Origin of the sequence: Microbacterium sp. Root553 (assembly GCF_001426995.1) — a bacterium.
Classification (GTDB): Bacteria; Actinomycetota; Actinomycetes; order Actinomycetales; family Microbacteriaceae; genus Microbacterium.
In genome coordinates, this window is record NZ_LMFY01000001.1 from 2519491 (window position 1) to 2542326 (window position 22836).

Annotated in this window: 22 protein-coding genes; 6 read left to right on the forward strand and 16 right to left on the reverse strand. The window is 69.0% G+C overall.

Annotated elements, in window-relative coordinates; translation table 11 throughout:
* The first annotated feature begins 118 nt into the window (after positions 1-118).
* On the forward strand, positions 119-1483 hold the full coding sequence (locus ASD43_RS11760) for a DUF349 domain-containing protein (protein WP_082539370.1): 1365 nt from the start codon (positions 119-121) through the stop codon (positions 1481-1483).
* 60 nt (positions 1484-1543) lie between these two features.
* Complete coding sequence (locus ASD43_RS11765) at positions 1544-2095, forward strand: type IV toxin-antitoxin system AbiEi family antitoxin (RefSeq protein ID WP_056417674.1); 552 nt, start codon at positions 1544-1546, stop codon at positions 2093-2095.
* Here the strand turns inward: ASD43_RS11765 and ASD43_RS11770 are convergent.
* From ASD43_RS11770 to ASD43_RS11805, 8 genes are all read right to left on the reverse strand, one after another.
* Positions 2082-4331, reverse strand: a complete 2250-nt coding sequence (locus tag ASD43_RS11770) for a RelA/SpoT family protein (RefSeq protein WP_056417677.1) — start codon at positions 4329-4331, stop codon at positions 2082-2084. The genes ASD43_RS11765 and ASD43_RS11770 overlap by 14 nt on opposite strands.
* A gap of 68 nt (positions 4332-4399) precedes the next feature.
* Entirely contained in the window at positions 4400-5389 is a 990-nt protein-coding gene (gene secF / locus ASD43_RS11775; RefSeq protein WP_056417679.1) for a protein translocase subunit SecF, read from the reverse strand.
* On the reverse strand, positions 5389-7134 hold the full coding sequence (gene secD / locus ASD43_RS11780) for a protein translocase subunit SecD (protein ID WP_056417683.1): 1746 nt from the start codon (positions 7132-7134) through the stop codon (positions 5389-5391). Before secD ends, secF begins: the two co-directional genes overlap by 1 nt.
* A gap of 68 nt (positions 7135-7202) precedes the next feature.
* On the reverse strand, positions 7203-7613 hold the full coding sequence (locus ASD43_RS11785; protein WP_308208480.1) for a preprotein translocase subunit YajC: 411 nt from the start codon (positions 7611-7613) through the stop codon (positions 7203-7205).
* Positions 7614-7686: 73 nt separating this feature from the next.
* Positions 7687-8712, reverse strand: a complete 1026-nt coding sequence (ruvB, locus tag ASD43_RS11790) for a Holliday junction branch migration DNA helicase RuvB (RefSeq protein WP_056417689.1) — start codon at positions 8710-8712, stop codon at positions 7687-7689.
* Entirely contained in the window at positions 8705-9310 is a 606-nt protein-coding gene (gene ruvA / locus ASD43_RS11795) for a Holliday junction branch migration protein RuvA (protein ID WP_056417690.1), read from the reverse strand. The genes ruvB and ruvA overlap by 8 nt, the downstream gene beginning before the upstream one ends.
* A gap of 9 nt (positions 9311-9319) precedes the next feature.
* Positions 9320-9904: a crossover junction endodeoxyribonuclease RuvC gene (ruvC, locus tag ASD43_RS11800; RefSeq protein ID WP_056417694.1), complete on the reverse strand. Its 585-nt coding sequence runs from the start codon at positions 9902-9904 to the stop codon at positions 9320-9322.
* 45 nt (positions 9905-9949) lie between these two features.
* Positions 9950-10711: a YebC/PmpR family DNA-binding transcriptional regulator gene (locus tag ASD43_RS11805; protein WP_045255064.1), complete on the reverse strand. Its 762-nt coding sequence runs from the start codon at positions 10709-10711 to the stop codon at positions 9950-9952.
* Between the two features lie 88 nt (positions 10712-10799).
* Here ASD43_RS11805 and ASD43_RS11810 point away from each other — a divergent pair, with 88 nt between their 5' ends.
* Positions 10800-11486, forward strand: a complete 687-nt coding sequence (locus tag ASD43_RS11810) for a prolyl oligopeptidase family serine peptidase (RefSeq protein WP_056417697.1) — start codon at positions 10800-10802, stop codon at positions 11484-11486.
* Positions 11487-11502: 16 nt separating this feature from the next.
* Here the strand turns inward: ASD43_RS11810 and ASD43_RS11815 are convergent, their stop codons facing one another.
* Complete coding sequence (locus ASD43_RS11815) at positions 11503-12381, reverse strand: DUF402 domain-containing protein (RefSeq protein ID WP_162247497.1); 879 nt, start codon at positions 12379-12381, stop codon at positions 11503-11505.
* A 168-nt stretch (positions 12382-12549) separates the two neighbouring features.
* Between ASD43_RS11815 and ASD43_RS11820 the strand changes: the two genes are divergently transcribed.
* On the forward strand, positions 12550-13932 hold the full coding sequence (locus ASD43_RS11820) for a pyridoxal phosphate-dependent decarboxylase family protein (RefSeq protein WP_056417704.1): 1383 nt from the start codon (positions 12550-12552) through the stop codon (positions 13930-13932).
* Here ASD43_RS11820 and pdxT read toward each other — a convergent pair.
* Together pdxT and pdxS are read right to left on the reverse strand one after the other, a co-directional pair.
* Positions 13929-14549 (reverse strand): pyridoxal 5'-phosphate synthase glutaminase subunit PdxT, encoded by a 621-nt coding sequence (pdxT, locus tag ASD43_RS11825; RefSeq protein WP_056417707.1) that lies wholly within the window; start codon positions 14547-14549, stop codon positions 13929-13931. The two genes, ASD43_RS11820 and pdxT, sit on opposite strands and share 4 nt — an antisense overlap.
* Positions 14539-15432, reverse strand: coding sequence for a pyridoxal 5'-phosphate synthase lyase subunit PdxS (gene pdxS / locus ASD43_RS11830; protein WP_056417710.1), 894 nt, complete (start codon positions 15430-15432; stop codon positions 14539-14541). Before pdxS ends, pdxT begins: the two co-directional genes overlap by 11 nt.
* 129 nt (positions 15433-15561) lie before the next feature.
* Between pdxS and ASD43_RS11835 the strand changes: the two genes are divergently transcribed.
* Both ASD43_RS11835 and pdxY read left to right on the forward strand, forming a co-directional pair.
* Positions 15562-16869 carry an aminotransferase class I/II-fold pyridoxal phosphate-dependent enzyme gene (locus ASD43_RS11835; RefSeq protein WP_056417713.1) on the forward strand — a complete coding sequence of 436 codons (1308 nt, stop codon included), beginning with the start codon at positions 15562-15564 and terminating at the stop codon, positions 16867-16869.
* 46 nt (positions 16870-16915) lie between these two features.
* The gene (gene pdxY, locus ASD43_RS11840) at positions 16916-17767 is read left to right on the forward strand and encodes a pyridoxal kinase PdxY (RefSeq protein ID WP_056417715.1); all 852 of its coding nucleotides are present in this window, start codon (positions 16916-16918) and stop codon (positions 17765-17767) included.
* A 240-nt stretch (positions 17768-18007) separates the two neighbouring features.
* Here the strand turns inward: pdxY and ASD43_RS11845 are convergent, their stop codons facing one another.
* The 5 genes from ASD43_RS11845 to ASD43_RS11865 all read right to left on the reverse strand — a co-directional run bounded on the left by ASD43_RS11845 (position 18008) and on the right by ASD43_RS11865 (position 22808).
* A complete protein-coding gene (locus tag ASD43_RS11845; protein ID WP_056417717.1) occupies positions 18008-18562 on the reverse strand; it encodes an HIT family protein in 555 nt (184 codons plus the stop codon).
* Positions 18559-20502: a threonine--tRNA ligase gene (gene thrS / locus ASD43_RS11850; RefSeq protein ID WP_235564175.1), complete on the reverse strand. Its 1944-nt coding sequence runs from the start codon at positions 20500-20502 to the stop codon at positions 18559-18561. Before thrS ends, ASD43_RS11845 begins: the two co-directional genes overlap by 4 nt.
* A 121-nt stretch (positions 20503-20623) precedes the next feature.
* Positions 20624-20983, reverse strand: a complete 360-nt coding sequence (locus ASD43_RS11855; RefSeq protein WP_056419572.1) for a YnfA family protein — start codon at positions 20981-20983, stop codon at positions 20624-20626.
* A 35-nt stretch (positions 20984-21018) separates the two neighbouring features.
* On the reverse strand, positions 21019-21720 hold the full coding sequence (locus ASD43_RS11860) for a response regulator (RefSeq protein WP_235564118.1): 702 nt from the start codon (positions 21718-21720) through the stop codon (positions 21019-21021).
* Positions 21687-22808, reverse strand: a complete 1122-nt coding sequence (locus tag ASD43_RS11865) for a sensor histidine kinase (RefSeq protein WP_235564119.1) — start codon at positions 22806-22808, stop codon at positions 21687-21689. Before ASD43_RS11865 ends, ASD43_RS11860 begins: the two co-directional genes overlap by 34 nt.
* Positions 22809-22836: the final 28 nt, after the last annotated feature.

A 22836-nucleotide genomic window follows, 5' to 3' on the forward strand; every position in this document is an offset into this window, starting at 1 on the left:
ATCTGGATAACGCCGAAGTGAGCCGCTCCGCGCATCCCGGCAGCGCAGCCGTGCGCGTACTAGGCTGAACCCCGTCCCTTCCCCCCTCCCGCGGGATGACCGCGCAAGGAGAGCACTCTTGTCTGCCACCGAACCAACGAAGCCGACTCCGCCAGTACCGGGCCCGCCCGTACCCGGTCCGCCGCGTCTTCCGGCACCGCCACGGGCTGCCACGCCGGCCGCCGCTCCCGCAGCACCCGCCGCAGCTCCCTCGAGCGACGGCACCGAATGGGGCCGCGTCAGTGAAGACGGCACCGTCGAGGTGCGTGAAGACGGAGAATGGCGCGTCGTCGGCCAGTACCCCGACGGCACCCCCGACGAGGCCCTCGCCTACTTCGTGCGCAAGTACGACGACATCGCCTTCAAGGTGCGCACGCTCGAGCAGCGCCATCAGGCGGGCGGCGCATCGGCCGGAGACCTGGTCAAGCAGGCCGGTCACGTGCTCGCCGAAGCGACGGATGCCGCAGCCGTCGGCGACCTCGCCGGCCTGCGTGAGCGCCTGAACGCCCTCACCGCGTCGCTGTCCGAGGCCACCGCCGAGGAGGCGGCGCAGGCCAAGGCGCTCGTCGACCAGGCCATCGCCGAACGCACCGCTCTGGTCGAACGCGCCGAGGCGATCGCCGCTCGCGATCTCTCGAAGGTGCAGTGGAAGCAGGTCACCGCCGAGCTCGGCGAGCTGTTCGACGCCTGGCAGGCGCAGCAGCAGAACGGCCCTCGTCTGTCGAAGGGCGTCTCGCAGCAGCTCTGGAAGCGGTTCCGCGACGCTCGCAGCACGGTCGACAAGGCACGCCGCGCGTTCTACTCCGAGCTCGACGACACCCACAAGACCGCTCGCGACGCCAAGACCCGCCTGGTCGAGCGCGCCGAGGCGCTGGCGCCGCGCGGCGTCGACGGCATCACGTCCTACCGCAACCTCCTCGACGAATGGAAGGCTGCCGGCCGCGCCGGACGCAAGGCCGACGATGCGCTCTGGGCGCGGTTCAAGGCTGCCGGCGATGCGCTGTACTCGGCCCGCGCCGAGCAGAGCGCCGCCGAGGAGGCCGAGTCCGGCCCGAAGATCGAGGCGCGTCAGGCTCTCCTCGAAGAGGCCAAGGCCGTCGCCGACGAGTCCAACATCAAGAGCGCCCGTGCGATGCTCACTCGCATCCAGCGCCAGTGGGATGAGATCGGACGCATCTTCCCCCGTGAGAAGGAGCGTGCGCTCGACGACCGCCTTCGTGTCATCGAGCAGGCGCTCAAGGCCCGCGAAGAGGTCGACTGGAAGAAGAACAACCCCGAGACGAAGGCACGCGCGAACGACATGAGCTCGCAGCTGCTCGAGGCGATCGAGAAGCTCGAGACAGAGCTCGCCGACGCCGAGAAGTCCGGAGACAAGAAGGCGGCCAAGGCCGCAGCGGATGCTCTCGAGGCTCGTCGCGCCTGGCTCAACGCCCTCGGCGGCTGACCTCTCCACAGATCATCCGCGCGAGCGGATACGCGGGATGCACCGCGCCAGACTGGCGTGATGCATCCCGCGTTCCTGTATCTGCCCGGTGACCGTCTCACGATCCCCGAACTCAGCGCGGCGCGGCTCGACGGCCATGTGGTCGAGCTCGGCGAGGGCTACATCCCGGCAGACCTGGTCGAGGACGCCAGCACGCGGGCGGCATCGATCGCGGATCTCGTGCCGGCCGACACCGCGGCCTCGGGCCCGACGGCCGCGTGGATCCACGGCGCCGGCGACGCGCCGCCCGCGCGTCATCATGTGCGGCGGGCGGTTCTGCGGCGCATCAGGGCCATGTCGACCGCGCGGGTCGCCCTGCACGACACCTCGCTCCGGTCCACGGATGTGCTCGTGATCGGCGGGGTGACGGTGATGACCCCCGTGCGTACGATGGTCGACCTCGCGCTGGGCGTGCACCGCGACGAATCGCTGCGTCGATGGGTGCTGCTGCTCGCTCAGACGGATCCGCACCTCGTGGCCGAGGCGATCTCCGCCCTCGACACCATGGGGCGCGTGCCGGGCAAGAGAGCCGGTCGGGGGACCCTCGACCGGCTCCCCCTCATGACGATGTGACGCGGTAGACGTCGTACACGGCATCGATGCGGCGCACGGCGTTCAGGATCCGATCCAGATGCACGGCGTCGCCCATCTCGAACACGAAGCGACTGATCGCGAGGCGCTCGTCCGTGGTGCTGACGGTCGCCGAGAGGATGTTGACGTGATGCTCGCTGAGCACGCGTGTCACGTCCGACAGCAGACCGGAGCGATCGAGGGCCTCGACCTGGATCTGCACGCGGAAGACGCTCTTGGTGGTCGGCGCCCACGACACCTCGACGAAGCGGTCCTCTTCGCCCGAGAGCGCCTTGACGTTCGGGCAGTCGGTGCGGTGGACCGACACTCCGCTGCCTCGCGTGACGAAGCCGACGATCTCATCGCCCGGCACCGGAGTGCAGCACTTGGCGACCTTCACGAGGATGTCGGAGGCTCCGCGCACGAGAACGCCCGAGTCGCCGGCGCGCGGCTCCCGTGACGGCATGCTGCCCGGCAGGTCGATGGGCCCGGTGACCGGATCGGTCGCGGCGACGAGCGCGGTGACCTTCTCGAGCACGGACTGCGTCGAGACGTGCCCCTCGCCGACGGCCGCGTACAGCGCGGAGACGTCTTCGTACCGCAGCTGATGGGCGACCTCGGCGAACGAGTCCTGACTCATCAGTCGCTGCAGAGGCATGTTCTGGCGACGCATCGCCCGCGCGATCGCCTCCTTGCCCTGCTCGATGGCCTCTTCTCGACGCTCCTTGGTGAACCATCCGCGGATCTTGTTGCGCGCCCGGGTGCTCTTGACGAAGCCGAGCCAGTCCTGACTCGGACCGGCGTCGGGGTTCTTCGAGGTGAACACCTCGACCACATCGCCGCTCTTGAGTTCCGACTCCAGCGGGACCAGACGCCCGTTGACCTTCGAGCCCATCGTGCGGTGACCGATCTCGGTGTGCACGGCGTAGGCGAAGTCCACCGGTGTCGCGCCGGCCGGGAGTCCGATCACACGCCCCTTGGGCGTGAAGACGTAGACCTCCTTCGCGCCGATCTCGAACCGCAGCGAGTCGAGGAACTCGCCGGGGTCGGCGGTCTCGGCCTGCCAGTCCGAGATGTGCGCGAGCCAGGCCATGTCGTTGTCGGCGGCCCTGACCTCGGTCTTGCCGCCGTTCATCCGCTCCTTGTACATCCAGTGCGCGGCGACACCGTACTCCGCCTGCTGGTGCATCTCGTGCGTGCGGATCTGGATCTCGACGGTCCGCCCCGACGGGCCGATCACGGTCGTGTGCAGCGACTGGTACAGGTTGAACTTCGGCGTCGCGATGTAGTCCTTGAACCGGCCGGGCAGTGGGGTCCATCGGGCGTGGATGGCGCCGAGCACGGCGTAGCAGTCCCGCACCGATGCGACCAGCACGCGGATGCCGATGAGATCGTAGATGTCATCGAACTCGCGCCCGCGCACCACCATCTTCTGGTACACCGAATAGAGCTGCTTCGGACGCCCCACGACCTTGCCGCGGATACGGAGATCCCGCAGATCCACATCGATCTCCTCGACCACCTGGGCGAGGTACTTCTCGCGCTGCGGGGTGCGCTGCGCGATCAGGTTGTGGATCTCGTTGTAGATCTTCGGATGCAGGACTGCGAACGAGAGGTCCTCGAGTTCCGACTTGATCGCCTGGATGCCGAGTCGGTTGGCGAGGGGCGCGTAGATCTCGAGCGTCTCCTTGGCCTTCTTCGCCGCCTTCTCGGGCGGGACGAAGCCCCAGGTGCGGGCGTTGTGCAGGCGGTCGGCGAGCTTGATGAGGAGGACGCGGATGTCCTTGGACATCGCCACGATCATCTTGCGGACGGTCTCTGCCTGCGCGCTCTCGCCGTACTTGACCTTGTCGAGCTTGGTGACGCCGTCGACGAGCATGGCGACCTCGTCGCCGAACTCGGCGGTGAGGTCGGTGAGGGCGTAGCCCGTGTCCTCCACCGTGTCGTGCAGCAGCGCGGCCGCGATCGCCCGAGGTCCGAGGCCCATCTCGGCGAGGATCTGCGCGACCGCGAGAGGGTGCGTGATGTACGGCTCGCCGCTCTGACGCTGCTGCCCGGTGTGCTTCTCCTTGGCGACGGCGTACGCGCGTTCGATGACGGCGAGGTCGCCCTTGGGGTGGTTCGCCCGGACGGTGCGGGTCAGGTTGTCGAGATCGTTGACCCGTGGGGCGCGCGAGAAGATGCGGGGAACCAGTCGCCTCAGGCTCGATCCCTGCGACGACGTCTGCGGTTCCGCCATCCGCTCACCTCCGAATCACAACAGCTTACGCGTGCCCTGCGGGGTGCGGCCCCGCCGGGCGGGAACGGTCAGACCTCTACGGCGGCCTTCTCGCGGGATTCGCGGACCCGCGAGTCGCGCGCCGTGATCTGCGGCTCGTTCTCACGGAAGAGCGAGTACAGCGGCGCCGCGACGAACAGGGTCGAGTACGTCGCCACCAGGATGCCGACGAAGATCGACAGCGAGATGTCGGTGAGCGACTCGGCCCCGAGCCAGAAGGCGCCGATGAAGAGCACCGCTCCCACCGGCAGCGCCGCGACGACCGAGGTGTTGATGGAGCGCACCAGCGTCTGGTTGACCGCCAGGTTGACGGACTCGCCGAACAGCCGCGAGGAGTTCTCCCCGTCTTCCGTCGTGTTCTCGCGGATCTTGTCGAACACCACCGTGGTGTCGTACAGCGAGTAGGCGAGGATCGTCAGGAATCCGATCACCGCGGCCGGGGAGATCTCGAATCCTGCGAGGGCGTAGACGCCCACCGTGATGACGAGCACGTCGAGCAGGCCGAGGATGGCCGCGGCCGACATCTTCCAGGTGCGGAAGTAGATCGCGAGGATCAGGAAGGTGAGCGCGAGGAAGATCGCCAGACCCCACAACGACTGCTTGGTGACGTTCTCACCCCAGGCCGGGCCGATGAACGACGACGTGACCTCGGCCGGGTCGACCTTGTACGCCTCGGCGAGGGCATTGGCGACCTGCTGGGTCTCTGCGGAGCTCATCTGGTCGGTCTGCACTCGCACGTCGGTGCTGCTGACGATGGCGACCTTGGCAGCGGCGCCGGGGACCACCGAGCGGACCGCCTCCGCCGCGGTGTCCTGATCGGTGCTGTCCGGAGCCTGCACCGTGAACTGGGATCCGCCGGTGAACTCGATCGAGAACTGGATCGGGCGGATCAGCGGCACAAGAGCCGACCCCACCACGAGCGCGATCGCGATGATGAACCACAGACGACGCTTCGCGACGAACGGGAAGGAGGTCTTCCCGGTGTACAGGTTGTTGCCGAACTCGTTCATGGAAGCCATCACGCGTCCCCCTCACTTCCACTGTTCGTGGGTCTGTCGCCCGCGAGGGCCTGCGCGCGCTTGCGCTCGGCGATGGTCTGTCGGCGCTCTGCCTCGCCCCGGGCGCGAGAGTTCTTGGCGCCACGTCCCGCGGACGTGTCGACCGAGCGGAACTGGGCTCGTCCGCGATACACGGCGCCCAGCGCCTCGGGGTCGAGTCCGGACAGCTTGTGCCCGCCGCCGAAGAACCGGGTGCGCGCGAGCAGCTGCATCACCGGGTGCGTGAAGATGACGAAGATCAGGACGTCGATCACGGTCGTGAGCCCCAGCGTGAACGCGAAGCCCTTCACCGTGGAGTCGGCGAGGATATACAGCACCACGGCGGCGAGGACGTTGATCGACTTGGAGATGTAGATCGTGCGCTTGGCGCGTCCCCAGCCGTCCTCCACCGCCGAGGTGATCGACTTGCCGTCGCGCAGCTCGTCTCGGATGCGTTCGAAGTAGACGATGAACGAGTCGGCGGTGAATCCGATCGAAACGATCAGACCAGCGACCCCGGCCAGCGAGAGCCGGAAGCCGAGTCGCCACGCCAGGATGCTGATCACGATGTAGGTCAGCACCGCCATCACGGCGATCGAGGCGATGATCACGGAGCCGAGGGCGCGATAGACGATGAGCGAGTAGATCGCCACGAGTGCGAGTCCGATCAGACCCGCGATGAGGCCGACCTGCAGCTGCTGCGTGCCGAGCGTCGCAGACACCGTGTCATCGCTCTGCACGGCGAAGCTCAACGGCAGCGCACCGAACTTGAGCTGATCGGCGAGCGTCGTGGCCGTCTCCTGCGTGAAGCTGCCCGAGATGCTCGGACGACCGTCGAGGATCTGTCCGTTCATCGTCGGGGCCGAGATGACCGACCCGTCGAGCACGAATGCGAACCGGTCACGCGGCGTCTGGCCGTCGATGCGGTTCTGGTTCAGGCGCGTGCTGACCTTGCCGAATGCGTCGGCGCCGTCGGCGTTCATCGTCAGCTGCACGGTCCAGGCACCGGACTGCGGATCGCGGCCGGCGACCGCGTTGTCGATCGCGGTGCCGGTGAGTTCGGTCGGACCGAGGATGTACTTCTCCGCACCCGTGGGGTCGCAGGCGATGAGCGGCTGATCCTGCGGGCCCTTCGAGGCGTCGTTCCCCGGTGCGGCGCAGTCGTAGGCCAGGAACTCCGCCTGGAGCTTCGGGGTGATCCATGACACGTCGCTGCCGTCGGTCGGCGCCGGTGTGGGCGTGGCCGCGAGGTTCGGGTCGGGCGTCGGGTACGGCGTCTCCGTGCCGTCCTCGCCCACGAACGACGTGGCGGCTGCGCCCGTGTAGAGCACCGCGCGGAACTCCAGCTGCGCGCTGGACTGGATCCGGTCGCGTGTCTGCTGGTCGGCGACACCGGGGATCTGCACCACGATGTTGCGACCGCCCTCGGTCGTGATGTCGGCTTCCGCGACTCCCGACGCGTCGACGCGCTGGCGGATGATCGCCGCGGCCTGGTCGAGCTGCTCGCCCGACGGCGCGGCGCCGTCTTCGGTCTCGGCGCTCAGGACGATCTGGGTGCCGCCCTGCAGGTCGAGGGCGAGCTCAGGTGCCCACGAACTCGCCGGATCGCCGTTGGCGTCCTTCATGACATAGACGCCCAGCGCGTTGACGCCGAACAGGACTCCCGTCACCAGAAGAAGGCCCAGAAGGACCCGCCAGGCGTGACGGACCGGGGAAGAAGTGGCCACGTGTGATCAGCTTTCTTGGATGCCGGTCGAGGATGCCGGGCTGTCGATGTGGTGCGGCGGAACGGGGATTACTTGTCGTCGGCGTCGCGCTCGAGGCGACGACGGGTCTCCTCGGGGGTCTCGACCGCGGCTGCGCCATCGACGACAGGTGCGTCGAGGACGACGGCGGGAGCATCCATGTCGTCGACGACGACGACGTCGTCCTTCGGCTCGACGATGCGCAGGATCGCCTGGCTGTGCACCTCGATGACGGTGCCCGGTGCGATCTCGACGAGAGCGGGCGAGTCGAGGTCCTCGTGGTCGTACGCGACGATCGTGCCGTAGATGCCGCCCTGGAGTAGCACCTTCACGCCGGGGACGGTCTTGGTGGCCTTCTCCTCCTGCTCCGCCTTCATCTGCTTCTGGCGCTTGCGGCCGTTGACGAACATGAACACGACGAGGACGGCGAGAAGGCCGAACAGCAGGATTTCCATGGGCATGGCGGGGATGGGCCTTTCTCAGGTGCGCGCACCAGAGAGCGGGCGCGCAGATTATCGGGGAAGTCTCCAGCGATTATAGGTCATCCAGGCGAAGCGCCCCGTCCGGATGCGCCACGCCGAGATGCGCGTAGGCCTCCGGCATCGCCACACGGCCACGCGGCGTCCGGCCGAGGAACCCGATGCGCACCAGGTACGGCTCGACGACGCTCTCGACCGTCTCGCCCTCCTCGCCCACCGCCACGGCCAGGGTGCTGAGTCCGACGGGACCACCGCGGAAACGTCGCACGAGGGCCTCGAGAACCGCCCTGTCGAGCCGGTCGAGCCCGATCGGGTCGACGTCGTAGAGCTCGAGCGCCGCGCGGACGCCTTCGAGCGTCGCCGCTCCGCCGCCGTGCACGAGCGCGTAGTCGCGCACGCGTCGCAGCAGCCGGTTCGCGATGCGCGGTGTGCCGCGCGAGCGCCGCGCGATCTCCGAGAGGGAATCGTGCGGGAGGTCGACGCCGAGCATCAGAGCGGACCGGGCGATGACCTGCTCCAGTTCCGGCTCGTCGTAGAACTCGAGGTGGCCGGTGAAGCCGAAGCGATCGCGCAGCGGATTCGGCAGCAGCCCCGAACGGGTGGTCGCCCCGACGAGGGTGAAGGGAGAGAGATCCAGCGGAATGCTCGTCGCTCCGGCGCCCTTGCCCACCATGATGTCGATGCGGAAGTCCTCCATCGCGAGGTACAGCATCTCCTCGGCGGAGCGAGCCATGCGATGGATCTCATCGATGAAGAGCACCTCGCCCGGGACCAGGCTCGACAGCAGCGCCGCGAGGTCGCCCGCGTGCTGGATCGCCGGGCCGCTGGAGAGCCGCAGCGGCCGCTCGCTCTCATGCGCGACGATCATCGCGAGCGTCGTCTTGCCGAGCCCGGGAGGTCCCGCCAGAAGGATGTGATCGGGGGGCCTGTTCTGGATGCGGGCGGCGTCGAGCAGCAGCTGCAGCTGACCGCGCACCTTCTGCTGCCCGACGAACTCGCCGAGGCTGGTGGGGCGCAATGCGCCCTCGATCGCGAGCTCGGTGTCGTCGGAGGGCTCCGAGGCGTCGCGGGCGTCAGACACGGGCCGGCCCCAGCAGCGCCAGCGTGCGTCGCAGCAGCGGCGCCACGGAGTCGCGTTCGGCGTCGGTCGCCTCGGCGGCGGTCTGCGCTGCCGCCTCGGCGGCGACCCTCTCCGACCAGCCGAGTCCGACCAGCGCCGCGGTGACCTGGTCGACGACGTCGACAGGTCCGCTCGTGGTCTGCGTGGATGCCGCACCCACCGGGTGCACCTTTCCGGCGAGCTGCAGCACGATGAGCTTGGCCGTCTTGGGTCCGATCCCCGAGACGCGTCGGAAGGGCGCGTCATCCTCACCCGTCACGGCATCGGCGATCTGGTCGACGGTGAGGTGCGAGAGCACCCCGAGCGCGGACTTCGGCCCCACCCCGGTCACGCTGATCAGCAGACCGAAGATCTCCAGCTCGCTGCGATCGGCGAATCCGTAGAGCGAGAGCGCGTCCTCGCGCACGATGAGGCTGGTGTGCAGCAGCAGCTTCTCGCCCACCGTCGCTGTGTGGGCGACATCCGCGGGTACCGCGACGGAGAAGCCCACGCCGCCGACGTCGATGATGACCTGATCGGCGGTCGAGTGGAGGACGGCGCCGTGCAGCGAGGAGATCATCGCTCCAGCCTACGCACCGGGTCGTAGATATGTTCGAGCGACACGCTCCGCGTCCGCCCACGCCCGTTGGGCCGGGGTGAGCGCCCCCTGGCCCGGAGCCCCCGCGGCCCCGCGGCGCCAGGCGTGGCAGAGGGCGATGGCCAGGGCGTCCGCGGCATCCGCCGGCTGCGGTGGCGCGTCGAGGCGGAGGATCCGGGCGATCATCGCCTGCACCTGCCGCTTGTCGGCCGAGCCGTACCCGGTCACGGCGGCCTTGACCTCGCTCGGCGTGTGCGTCGCTGCAGGCAGGCCGGCCTCCGCCGCGAGCAGCAGCGCGACGCCGCTCGCCTGCGCGGTGCCCATCACGGTGTGGGTGTTCTGCTGCGCGAACACTCGCTCGACGGCGACGGCGTCAGGGCTGTGCGCGGCGAGCACGTCGCGGATGCCCGCGGCCACGATCGCGAGTCGCTCGCCGATCGGCAGATCCGGGTCCGAGCGGATGACCCCGACATGCACGAGTGTGCCGCGTCGCGCCCGATCGACATCCACGACGCCGACGCCGCACCGGGTCAGACCGGGGTCGATGCCGAGCACGCGGAGCGAGGAGGAGGTCACTCCCCCAGGCTATTCGTCGCCCCGCGTCCCGACGTCTCGGCGCGCCTAGGCGTCGTCGTTCTCGAGCTCGGACTGCACCTCGGCGGTGAGGTCGAAGTTGGTGAAGACGTTCTGCACGTCCTCGCTGTCCTCCAGCGCGTCGATGAGACGGAAGATCTTGCGCGCGGTGTCGGCATCGATCTCGACTTTGAGGTTCGGCACGAACTCGATGTCGGCCGACTCGTAGTCGATGCCCGCATCCTGCAGGGCGCTGCGGACCGCGACCAGGTCGGTGGCCTCGGTGACGATCTCGAAGCCCTCGGCGTGCGGCTCGATCTCCTCGGCGCCGGCCTCGAGGGCCGCCATCATCACGTCATCCTCGGTGGTCCCCTCGGAGCCGACCACGATGACGCCCTTGCGGCTGAAGTTGTACGCGACGCTGCCGGGGTCGGCGAGCGTGCCGCCGTTGCGGCTGAGTGCGGTGCGCACCTCGGCCGCTGCCCTGTTCTTGTTGTCGGTCAGACATTCGATCATCAGGGCGACGCCGTTGGGTCCGTAGCCCTCGTACATGATCGAGGTGTACTCGACGGCCTCGCCGCCGATGCCCGCTCCGCGCTTCACCGCGCGGTCGATGTTGTCCTTCGGGACGGACGTCTTCTTCGCCTTCTGCACGGCGTCGAACAGCGTCGGGTTCCCCTGCAGGTCCGCCCCGCCGAGCTTGGCGGCGACCTCGATGTTCTTGATGAGCTTGGCCCAGGACTTGGCGCGCCTGGAGTCGATGATGGCCTTCTTGTGCTTCGTGGTGGCCCACTTGGAATGCCCGGACATATGTCTCCGCTCGTCGTATCCGCCCAGAAGCTCGCACCCAGGGCATCGTCTATTCTAACGAACTGCGCGAGTGGCGCAGGATGGAGACATGCGCAGATCCCGACACATCACCCCAGCCGTCCGCTCCTCCGACGTCAGGGACGGCGAGCAGACACCGGCCGATGCCCTGCGGTACCTGATCCACCTGCCTGCGGACTACGACGCCGACCCGGGCCGACGCTGGCCGCTCGTGCTCTTCCTGCACGGATCCGGCGAACGCGGCTCGGAGCTCGATCTCGCCGCGATGCACGGCCCTCCGAAGCTGGCGGATGCCGGGCACGAGTTCCCTTTCGTGCTCGTCACGCCTCAGTGCCCCGAGCCGAGCCAGTGGATCGCGGAACTCTCGACGCTGTCCGGGCTGCTGGACGAGGTCGTGGCGGCACACCGGATCGATCCGGCGCGCATATCGGTGACAGGCCTCAGCATGGGTGGGTATGGGACCTGGAGCCTCGCGGTGCGGTATCCCGATCGATTCGCCGCGATCGCGCCGATCTGCGGGGGCATGTGGCTGCAGAGCGCCGCGCCGATCCGAGACGTGCCCGTCTGGACGTTCCACGGCGATGCCGACGATGTCGTGCCGATCTCCGCCACGGAGCAGATCGTGACGGAGCTCCGGTCGGTCGGCGCCGACGTGCGGTTCACGCGATATCCGGGCGTCGGCCACGATTCGTGGACCGAGACGTATGAGAACCCGGAGTTCTACGACTGGCTGGTGTCCCACCGCCGCACCCGCTGACGTCCGGGCGGGCGACTCAGCCCTCGGAGCCCCTCGTGCCGGAGCGTGCACGCGCGGCGGCCATCGCGGCGGTCGCGGGCAGCACGAGCGGAAGGTCTGCTTCCTCGTCCGGCATCCACTCGTCCCACCCGTCGTCCAAAGGCCAGGCGGTGCCGACGGAGAATCCCGATCCGGCGTGGTCCGCGAGCACACGCACCGCTTCGGCCTGCTCAGGCGAGAACCGGCCCTGTTCGATCGCGGCGTCGAGTTCGTCCGCGTCCTTGAGCCAGATGTCCTCCTCGCCGCGGTGCTCGGCGTCGATCCAGAGATCCAGCACGAGGTCGCGGGTGAACACGGCCGCCTCCTGGCCGGCGATGCGCCGGTGCGGAAGCTCGATGTTGACGTAGGCGCCGTCGGGTGTCCCGTCCTCGCGCCGGAAGAACCACACCGACCACGGCTTTCCGGTCGGTGCGACTCGCAGGATGCCCGGTCCTCTCCAGCTGCTCTCGACGGCGCGCCAGGGCACGAGGAAGCGCTCCGCGAGTGGAACCTCGCGCGGGTGCCGTCCGCCGGAGGGAACGGCGTCGAGGCGAGCCGAACCCGACGGCGTCCACGCCACGAGTCCGCGGTCGTCATCGCGCACGACCCGTGCCGTCTCGATCACCCGCCCGTATCGCCAGAGGATCTGCTGCCCGACGGCGAACCGCGGGGCCGAGGGACTGCTCGACGCGATCGACCGTTCGTACGCGGGATCCGCATGGGCGGCGGCCTGGTCCGGCGTGTCGAGCTCGGCGATGGCCTCGGCGAGCGGGCGACTCGCTGACGCGATCCGAGTCCAGTCCGCACCGCGTCTGCCCACGAGTTCCACTGTGCCCCCGCTCGCGCTGACTCCGGTCGCCCCCAGTTCCGTTCGCATCCCGCCACCGTACCCGTCGCATCCGCCGCCGACGCACACCCGCGCGGCGCCCCGGAGAACTCTGCCGGTGATGCGCTCGCGCGCGACGAGGCTCTGCCCTCGGACCGCGCGGCCCGGGCAGTCCATATCCGTCTGGCGCACGCTCTCTCGCGGGTGTAGTCCTGACCCATGGACCAGAGTGGCTTCGACGACAGAACACGTGCTCTCGACACCGCCCACCGCCGTGCGACCGAGTTCCTGGAGGACCTCGACGACCGACCGGTGTGGCCGCGTGCGAGCCTCGACGAGATGCTGGATGCCTTCGGCGGACCGCTTCCGGAAGACGGCACCGATCCGGCGCAGGTCATCGAGGAGATCGCGACCCGCGCCGACCCCGGTCTCGTCGCGATCCCGGGGGGACGGTTCTTCGGTTTCGTGATCGGCGGCACCCATCCCGCTGCCCTCGCCGCCGATTGGCTCGTCTCGACGTGGGACCAGAATTCCGGCTCCTCCGCGTTGGCACCTGCCACGGTCGCCATGGAGCGGATCGCAGGTCGGTGGATGCTGGACCTCTTCGGCCTGCCGGACTCGGCGAGCGTCGGATTCGTCACCGGTGGGCAGCTCGCCAACTTCACGTGTCTCGCATCCGCCCGTCAGTCGGTGCTGGCCAGGGCGGGGTGGGACGTGGCCGAACGTGGACTCCGCGAGGCACCGCCGCTGCGCGTCGTCGTCGGCGCGGATCGCCACAGCTCCATCGACCGCGCGGCGCGCTTTCTCGGGATCGGGCGGGCGGAGCTGATCGTGATCGACTCCGACGATCAGGGACGGATGCGGCCGGATGCGCTCGAGCAGCAGCTCCTCAGCGGCACGGGACCCCTGATCGTCTGCCTCCAGGCCGGTGAAGTGCACACCGGCGCCTTCGACGACTTCGAGGCGCTGATCCCGATCGCTCGGGCGCACGACGCCTGGGTGCACGTCGACGGAGCCTTCGGACTCTGGGCCGCCGCCTCGCCGGCGCTCCGATCGCTCACCGCCGGCATGGAGCACGCGGACTCGTGGGCGACCGACGCGCACAAGACCCTCAACGTGCCGTACGACTGCGGCATGGCGATCGTGCGCGACCCCACCGACTCGATCGCCGCGTTCCGCACCGGCGGCGACTACCTGATGTACACCGGTCTCGACCCGTGGGATGTGACGCCCGAGCTGTCCAGGCGTGCACGCGGCGTGCCGGCCTGGGCCGCGCTGAAGAGCCTCGGCCGTTCCGGCGTCGCGCAGCTGATGGATCGGCTGCACGCGAACGCCGCGGCGATGGCTCGAGGTCTGCGCTCCATCCCCGGGGTGCACGTCGTCAACGACGTCGACTACACCCAGGTCATGTTCCGTCTCGACGACGACGCCGCCACCCGCGCCCTCGGCCGCGCGATCCTCGACGAGGGAACCGCTGCGGTCACCGGCGCCGAATGGCGGGGTCGAGCGACGCAGCGCTGCTCGATGTCGTCGTGGGCGACGACCGACGCCGACATCGATCGCACCGTGTCCGCGATCCGAGCGCTGGTGCAGGGCGCTTAGGCGTGCGTCGCCGCCCGGGACCGGCGGAACGTCTCGGCGAGGCCGAGGAACCGCTGGTGCACGCGCGTCTCGCCGTCGACCTCGGGGTGGAAGCTCGTGCCGAGCAGGCTGCCCTGCTGCACGGCGACCACGGTGCCGTCCGGCAGCGCCGCCAAGACCTCGACGCCGTCGCCGACACGCTCGACCACCGGTGCGCGGATGAAGGTCGCGTGCACCGCCGGCTCACCGAGCGCAGGCACGACGAGGTCGGTCTCGAACGACTCCGCCTGACGTCCGAACGCGTTCCGACGGACATCGATGTCCATGCCCCCGAACGACTCCTGGCCGTCGATGCCGTCGAGCACGGTGTCCGCGAGCAGGATCAGCCCCGCGCAGGTGCCGAGCATCGGCATCCCGGACCCGATAGCCGCGCGGATCGGCTGCTGCATGCCGAACAGCCGCGAGAGCTTGTCGATCACACTCGACTCGCCGCCGGGTATCACCAGACCGGCGACGATTCCGAGCTCCTCCGGTCGGCGCACGAGCACGACCTCGGCGCCGAGCCCCTCGAGCAGAGCGGCATGCTCGCGCACGTCGCCCTGCAGCGCGAGGACGCCGACCCGGGGGTTACCAGCCACGCTCGGACAGGCGGTGCGGCGCAGGCAGATCGCTCACGTTGATGCCGACCATGGCCTCGCCGAGTCCGCGCGACACCTCTGCGATCACCTTCGCGTCGTCGAAGAACGTGGTCGCCCTGACGATCGCCTTCGCACGCTCGGCCGGGTTGCCCGACTTGAAGATGCCGGACCCCACGAACACGCCGTCGGCGCCGAGCTGCATCATCATCGCGGCATCCGCCGGCGTGGCGACGCCGCCGGCCACGAACAGCACGACCGGGAGCGCACCCGTCTCCGCGATCTCGACGACCAGCTCATAGGGTGCCTGCAGCTCCTTCGCTGCGACGAACAGCTCGTCCTTCGTCATGGAACGCAGCACGTTGATCTCGGAACGGATCTTGCGGATGTGCTTGGTCGCCTCCGAGACGTCTCCCGTGCCGGCCTCTCCCTTGGAGCGGATCATGGCCGCGCCCTCGTTGATGCGGCGGAGCGCCTCGCCGAGGTTGGTCGCACCGCACACGAACGGCACGGTGAAGCCGAACTTGTCGATGTGGTTCACGTAGTCGGCCGGCGAGAGGACCTCGGACTCGTCGATGTAGTCGACACCGAGCTCCTGCAGCACCTGCGCCTCGACGAAGTGGCCGATGCGGGCCTTCGCCATCACCGGGATCGAGACCGCGTCGATGATGCTGTCGATCATGTCGGGGTCGCTCATGCGCGAGACGCCGCCCTGCGCGCGGATGTCGGCGGGCACCCGCTCGAGTGCCATCACGGCCACCGCCCCGGCGTCCTCCGCGATCTTCGCCTGGTCAGCGGTGACGACGTCCATGATCACGCCGCCCTTGAGCATCTCGGCGAGACCGCGCTTGACGCGCGACGATCCGGTGGTGGTCTGTTCGGTCATGGGGACTCCTGTCGGGGACGCACGACGTGCAGGGTGTGCAGATTCTCGGATGTGTCGAACGATGTCTCGTTTGATCTAGGCCAAACAGTAGCACTGTCGGTAACGACCTAGAATCGGAGACGAGGAGCAATGAGCGACCAGATCATCGGAACGACCGCAGCGGACATCGCCGACAGCGTGCGCGACCTGCGCGACCGCGGCGTGCTCGTCGCGGGCAGCCCGCTGCCGCCCGTGCGGGAGCTCGCCACCTCGCTCGGCGTGAACCGCAATACGGCGGTCGCCGCATACCGCCAGCTGGCGCAGGCCGGGATCGTGCTCTCCCGCGGGCGCGCAGGTACGGTCATCACCGGTCATGAGTCGGTCGCGCAGGAGGGGTACGCCTCCGACACCGTGCTGCGGGACGTGGGCACCGGCAATCCGGATCCGCGTCTGATCCCCGATCCGTCCCAGGCTCTCGCCACCGTCGCCGGGCGCCCCGTGCTCTACGGCGAACCCGTGATCGACCGGGGTCTCGACGAGTGGGCGCGCGAGTGGATCGCCCAGGATCTCGACCCGCTCGACTTCCGCATCACCGTCACGAGCGGCGCCGTCGACGCCGTCGAGCGCCTGCTCGCACAGGCGCTCATGCGCGACGACGCGGTGGCCCTCGAGGACCCGTGCTTCCTCGCCAGCATCCACACCGTCCGCCTCGGCGGCTATCGGGCCGTCCCCGTGCCGGTCGACGAGGAGGGCATGACGGTCGAGGGACTGCGTGCCGCGCTCGACGCCGGCATCCGGGCGGTCATCTGCACGCCGCGCGCGCAGAACCCCACCGGCGCGAGCCTCACTCCCGCCCGCGCAGCCGCCCTGCGCGCCGTGCTCGCCGACCACCCGTACGTGCTGATCATCGAGGACGACCACTTCTCCCTGCTCGCGCAGCGCCCCTACGAGACCCTGATCGGCCCCCGCCACCGTCGCTTCGCACTCGTGCGCTCCGTGTCGAAGTTCCTCGGTCCCGACATGTGCCTCGCCATCGCGGCGACCGATGCGACCACGCACGAGCGCCTCGCGATGCGACTCAGCCCGGGAACCACGTGGGTGAGCCATCTGCTCCAGCGACTGACGCTCACGCAGCTGACGGACGAGTCCGTCGTCGCGAGGATCGGTGCGGCCCGTGAGCACTACGCCTCGCAGAACGCCGCGTTCGCCGCGCGGCTCGACGAGCACGGCCTCGCCTGCGCGCCCACCGAAGGCCTGAGCCTGTGGCTCGAGCTGCCGAAGCCGGCGCGTCTGGTCGCCGAGCGGCTCATGCGTCGTGGCTGGCTGGCCCGCACGGGCGACGACTTCGCCCTCGACGAGCGCGCCGACCCCTCGCACCACCTGCGCCTGACGGTGCATGACCTGTCCGACGACGATGCGGCCACCCTGGTCGCCGACCTCGTCGCGGCCACCCGATGACCCCCCGCGGCGGGACTCCTCCCGCCCTGAACGAAAGGATCGGGGAATGAAGGTCCTCTCCATCCAGTCAGCCGTCGCATACGGCCACGTCGGCAACTCCGCCGCGGTCTTCCCGCTGCAGCGCATCGGCGTCGAGGTGCTGCCGGTCTACACGGTCACCTTCTCCAACCACACCGGCTACGGCGCCTGGCGCGGGCCGCTGATCGCCCCCGACGACGTGCGGGAGGTCATCACCGGGATCGAGGAACGCGGCGTCTTCGGAGAGATCGACGCGGTGCTCAGTGGCTACCAGGGCGGCGAGGGCATCGGCGACGTCATCATCGACGCGGTCGCCAGGGTCAAGGCGGCCAACCCCGACGCCGTGTACGCCTGCGATCCGGTGATGGGGAACGCGAAGTCCGGATGCTTCGTCGCGCCGGCGATCCCGATCCTGCTGCGCGAGAAGGTCGTGCCGGTCGCCGACATCATCACCCCGAACCAGTTCGAGCTGGGCTTTCTCACCGGCACCGAGCCCGACACGCTCGAGTCGACGCTCGCCTCGGTCGACCTGGCCATGGCCATGGGACCGCGCACGGTCCTCGTCACGAGCGTCGAGCGACCGGACCGCGAGGAGGACACGATCGAGATGCTCGTGGCGGACTCGGCCGGAGCCTGGATCGTGCAGACGCCCCGGCTGCCGATGAAAGCGAACGGTTCGGGAGATGTGACCGCCGCGCTCTTCACCGCGCACTATGTCGAGACCGGCGACGCGAAGACGGCGCTCGAGCGCACGGCTTCGAGTGTCTTCGACCTGCTCGCCGCGACCCTCGAGTCCGGTGCGCGCGAGCTGCGGCTCGTCGAGGCGCAGGAGTTCTACGCGAACCCGCGGATGCAGTTCAGCGCACGACAGGTGCGCTGAACGGCGTCATGGCGTGGGCCACGCGTTCGCGACGGACACCTGCTCGTTGAGCGAGCGGAGCGAGACGAAACGCAAGCACCCGCTCGTTGAGCGAGCGGAGCGAGACGAAACGCGTCCGACACTCAGCGACCGGAGGCCGGCCACGCGTTCGCGACGGCCTCACGCACCTCGCCCGACGACCTACGGGCGAGCACCCGCTCGTTGAGCGAGCGRAGCGAGACGAAACGCGGCGGTCGATCCTCAGCGACCGGAGGCCGGCCACGCGTTCGCGACGGCCTCACGCACCTCGCCGAGCAGCTGCGGCAGCGCCTTCGTCTTCGCGATGATCGGGAAGAAGTTGGCGTCCGACGTCCACCGCGGCACGATGTGCTGGTGCAGGTGACCGTCGACGCCCGCACCCGCGACAGCACCCTGGTTCATACCGAGGTTGAAGCCGTCGCAGCGTGACACCTCGCGCAGCACGCGCATGCCCGTCTGGGTCAGCGCCCCGATCTCGGCGACCTCCTCGGGCGTCGCCTGGTCGTAGGTGCCGATGTGCCGGTAGGGGCACACGAGCAGGTGACCGGAGTTGTACGGGAACAGGTTGAGCAGCACGTACGCCGTCTCGCCCCTGGCGACGATCAGCCGCTCGGCATCCGGATGCTTCGGCGCCTCGCAGAACGGGCATTCCTCGCGCAGCGGCTCGGGGCCCGCCTGGATGTAGGCCATCCGGTGAGGCGTCCACAGTCGCTGGAACTCGTCGGGGACGCCGGCGAACTCTCCGGCGTCCTCCCACGGCCCCGAGGCTGTGGTCACGCCAGGTCCCCTGCTGTCTGCACGAGCGTGTGCGCGTCGATCGCGGCACGGATGCGGGCGACGGCGTCGGCGATCGGCACGCCGTTCTCCTGTGTGCCGTCGCGGTAGCGGAACGAGACGGTGCCCGCATCGCGGTCCTTCTCCCCCGCGATCAGCAGCAGCGGCACCTTGCCGGTGGTGTGCGTGCGGATCTTCTTCTGCATCCGGTCGTCCGACGCGTCGAGCTCGGCACGGACGCCCTGAGTGCGCAGCGTGTCGACGATCTCTCCGAGGTAGTCGGCGAACTCGTCGGCGACGGGAATGCCCACGACCTGCACCGGAGACAGCCAGACCGGGAAGTCGCCGGCGTAGTGCTCGAGGAGGATCGCGAAGAAGCGCTCGATCGAGCCGAACAGCGCGCGGTGGATCATGATGGGACGCTTCTTCTGGCCGTCCTTGTCCATGTACTCGAGTTCGAAGCGCTCCGGCAGGTTCGGGTCGACCTGGACGGTCGAGAGCTGCCAGGTGCGGCCGATCGCATCGCGCGTCTTGAGGTCGATCTTCGGGCCGTAGAACGCGGCCTCGCCGGGCACCTCGGTGAGCTTCAGGCCTGAGGCCACGGCGACACGACGCAGAGCATCGGTCGACGAATCCCAGAACTCGTCGGAGCCGATCCACTTCGACTTCTCGTCATCCTTCATCGACAGCTCGAGCTCGAAGTCGGTGAGACCGAAATCGCGCAGCATCGAGAGGATGAACTCCAGGACCTTCGCGACCTCGCCCTCGAGCTGATCCGGCGTGACGAAGAGATGCGAGTCGTCCTGAGTGAAGCCGCGGACGCGCGTGAGCCCGTGCAGCGCGCCGGACAGCTCGTTGCGGTAGACGGTGCCGTTCTCGGCGAACCGCAGCGGCAGGTCGCGGTAGCTGCGCGCACGCTCCTTGTAGATCAGGATGTGCATCGGGCAGTTCATCGGCTTCAGGTAGTAGTCCTGACCCTGCTTGGTGATGTTGCCCTCGTCGTCGCGCTCCTCGTCCATCACGATCGGCGGGTACATGCCCTCCTTGTACGTGACGAGGTGGTTCGACGTGAGGAAGAGGTCTTCCTTCGAGATGTGCGGCGTGTAGACGTAGGTGTACCCGCCCTCGATGTGGCGCTTTCGCGCATGCTGCTCCATCTCGCCGCGCACGACACCGCCACGGGGGTGCCAGACCGAGAGCCCCGAGCCGATCTCTTCGGGGAACGAGAACAGGTCGAGTTCCTTGCCGAGGCGACGGTGGTCGCGCTTGGCGGCCTCCTCGAGACGGTGCTGGTACTCGCGCAGCTCGTCCTTCGACGGCCATGCCGTGCCGTAGATGCGCTGCAGCTGCGGGTTCTTCTCACTGCCTCGCCAGTAGGCGGCGGCGATGCGGGTCAGGTCCCAGCCGTTGCCGATCATGCGCGTGTTGGGCAGGTGCGGCCCGCGGCACAGGTCCTTCCAGACCACCTCGCCGTCGCGGGTGGTGTTGTCGTAGATCGTCAGCTCGCCCTCGCCGACCTCGACGGATGCGCCCTCGACCTTTCCCACGGTCCCTGAGCCTGCCGAAGGGCCCTTGAGACCGATGAGCTCGAGCTTGAACGGCTCGTCCGCGAGCTCCACCCGCGCCTCGTCGTCGGTGACGACGCGACGCACGAAGCGCTGTCCCTCGCGGACGATGCGCTGCATCTCCTTCGTGATGGCCTTGATGTCCTCAGGCGTGAACGGGGTCTCGACGCCGAAGTCGTAGTAGAAGCCGTCGGTGATGGGCGGGCCGATGCCCAGATTCGCCTGAGGGTTGATCCGCTGCACCGCCTGGGCGAGCACGTGCGCGGCCGAGTGACGGAGGATGTTGAGTCCGTCGGGGCTGTCGATCGTGACCGGTTCGACCTCGTCGGCATCCGTCACTGTCGCGGCGAGGTCCTTGAGGGTTCCGTTGACGCGCATCGCGACGACTGAACGGTCAGAGAACAGGGCGAAGCCGTCTTTCGGCTGAGCATTTTCAGGCACTGCACACTCCATCTGGGTCTGGATCTAGGCTACTCGCATGCCCGGGGGCCGCTGACCGCTACGACGCCGTCTCGGTCGCGGTGTTCGCGGCTGTCGGCGCGAGGATGATGATGGCCGCACCCACCAGGGCGATCGCCGAGCCGACCCAGTCCCAGACGGTGGGCTTGAAGCCGTCGACGATGATGCCCCAGGCGAGCGATCCCGCGATGAACACACCGCCGTACGAGGCGAGCACGCGCCCGAAGTTCGCATCGGGCTGCAGGGCCGCGATGAAGCCGTACGCGCCGAGCGCCATGACCCCGAGCACCGCGAACACCCACCCCCTGTTCTCTTTGATCGCCTGCCAGATCAGCCAGGCTCCGCCGATCTCGGCGACGGCGGCGAGCACGAAGAGGATGCTGATGCGCAGGACGGTCATGGATCCCAGTGTGGCGCAGACCCGCGAGCCGAGGATCACTCCCCGGCGGTCACGAGCCCTGACTCGTAGGCGAGGATCACGAGCTGTGCCCTGTCGCTCGCGGCGACCTTCGTCATGATCCGGTTCACATGGGTCTTCGCGGTGTGCGGCGAGATCGTCAGGCGGGCGGCGATGTCCTGATTCGTGAGCCCCTCGGCGACGAGCTCGAGAACCTCGCGCTCCCGTGGCGTCAGCGGCGCCAGCGCGGCCTCCCACCGCTCCGAACGCAGCGCGCCGCCGCGACCTACCGCACGCGCGATCAGTGCTCGCGTCGCGGATGACGAGAGCAGTGCCTCGCCCTGGTGCACGGTGCGCACGGCGCGGACGATCTCGTCGGGTTCGGCCCCCTTGCCGATGAATCCGCTCGCGCCCGCACGCAGCGCCGCGACGACGTTCTCGTCGTCCTCGAACGTCGTCAGCACGAGCACTCGGGGCCGGTGCGACGCGTCCGTGTCCGCACGGATCAGAGCCGTGGCGGCGATCCCGTCGAGCTCCGGCATCCTGATGTCCATCAGCACGACATCGGGCGCGGTCTCGATGGCCGCGCGCACCGCTGCACGTCCATCCGACGCCTCCCCGACGACGAGAAGACCGCCGTCGACGAGGATGTCACGCACTGCCAGCCGCACGAGAGGCTGGTCGTCGACGACGAGCACCGAGATCGTCACGAGGTCGGGGCCGTCTCGGTCGGGATCCACGCCTCGAGCGAGAAGACCCCGCCGTCGCTGCCGACGTGCATGGCGCCTCCGACCGCCGTGAGGCGCTCCTGCAGACCGCGAAGCCCGTGTCCTGCCCGGAGAGGACTCGAGGCGTCGTCCGCAGCCGGGTTCACGATCGTCAGATGCACCGCTGCGCCCTCGGCACGCAGGGCGACGGTCGCCGTGCCGCCGCGACCGTGCTTGTGCGCGTTGGTGAGAGCCTCGTGGAGCACCAGGTACGCGACATGATCGCCGGCCGGCGACAGATCGAATCCGCGGTGAGGATCCCGCAGGTCGATGCGAAGTCCCGCCGCGCGGAATCCGGAGAGCAGCGTCTCCAGGTCTCCCAGCCCGCTCTGCGGACGGAGCTCGCCCTCATCGTCGTCCGGCTCGGCGCGCAGCAGGGTCATGAGTCCCCCGATGTCGGCGAGGACCGTCCGTGAGGCGTCGCGCACCGTCGCCAGAGCCTCCTGTGCACGCTCGGGCCGTGTCTCGAGAGACGTGGAGGCGACGCCTGCGTTCAGGCTGATCACCGCGATCTGATGTGCGACCACGTCGTGCAGGTCGCGGGCGATCCGCACCCTGTCTTCGGCGACCCGTCTGCGCGCCTCGTCGTCGCGGCTCCGCTCGGCCCGCTCTGCGCGTTCGATCATCGCCGCGACGAACTCCCGCCGCGACCGGGCCGTGTCCCCCAGGGCGCCACCCAGGACGATGATCAGGATGAACTGCAGCGCCGTCGCATCGAGGAGATCACCGCCGAGCGCCCAGGCGTCGGCGAGGAACGCGACCGCGACCGATATGCCGAGGGAGAGCAGCCCGATGCGTCGCCCGAGGCGATCGACCACCGCGAAGCAGGCGATCGCGACGGCGAGGAGCGCGCTGGGAGAGATCGACCCTGACGCGGCGACGGCGACGACGCACGCCAGGCTGACGACCAGAGCGGTGATCGGCCACCTGCCCCGGAAAGGCATGATCAGGGCCGGTGCGAGGGCAGGGATCCGCAGCATCCCCTCGGCCCGGAAGGTCTCGTCGGGGAACGGCAGCACGGCGAAGAACACGATCAGCGCGACGGCGAGGAGATCGGTCATCCGAAACCCGTCACGGCGGGCACGGGTG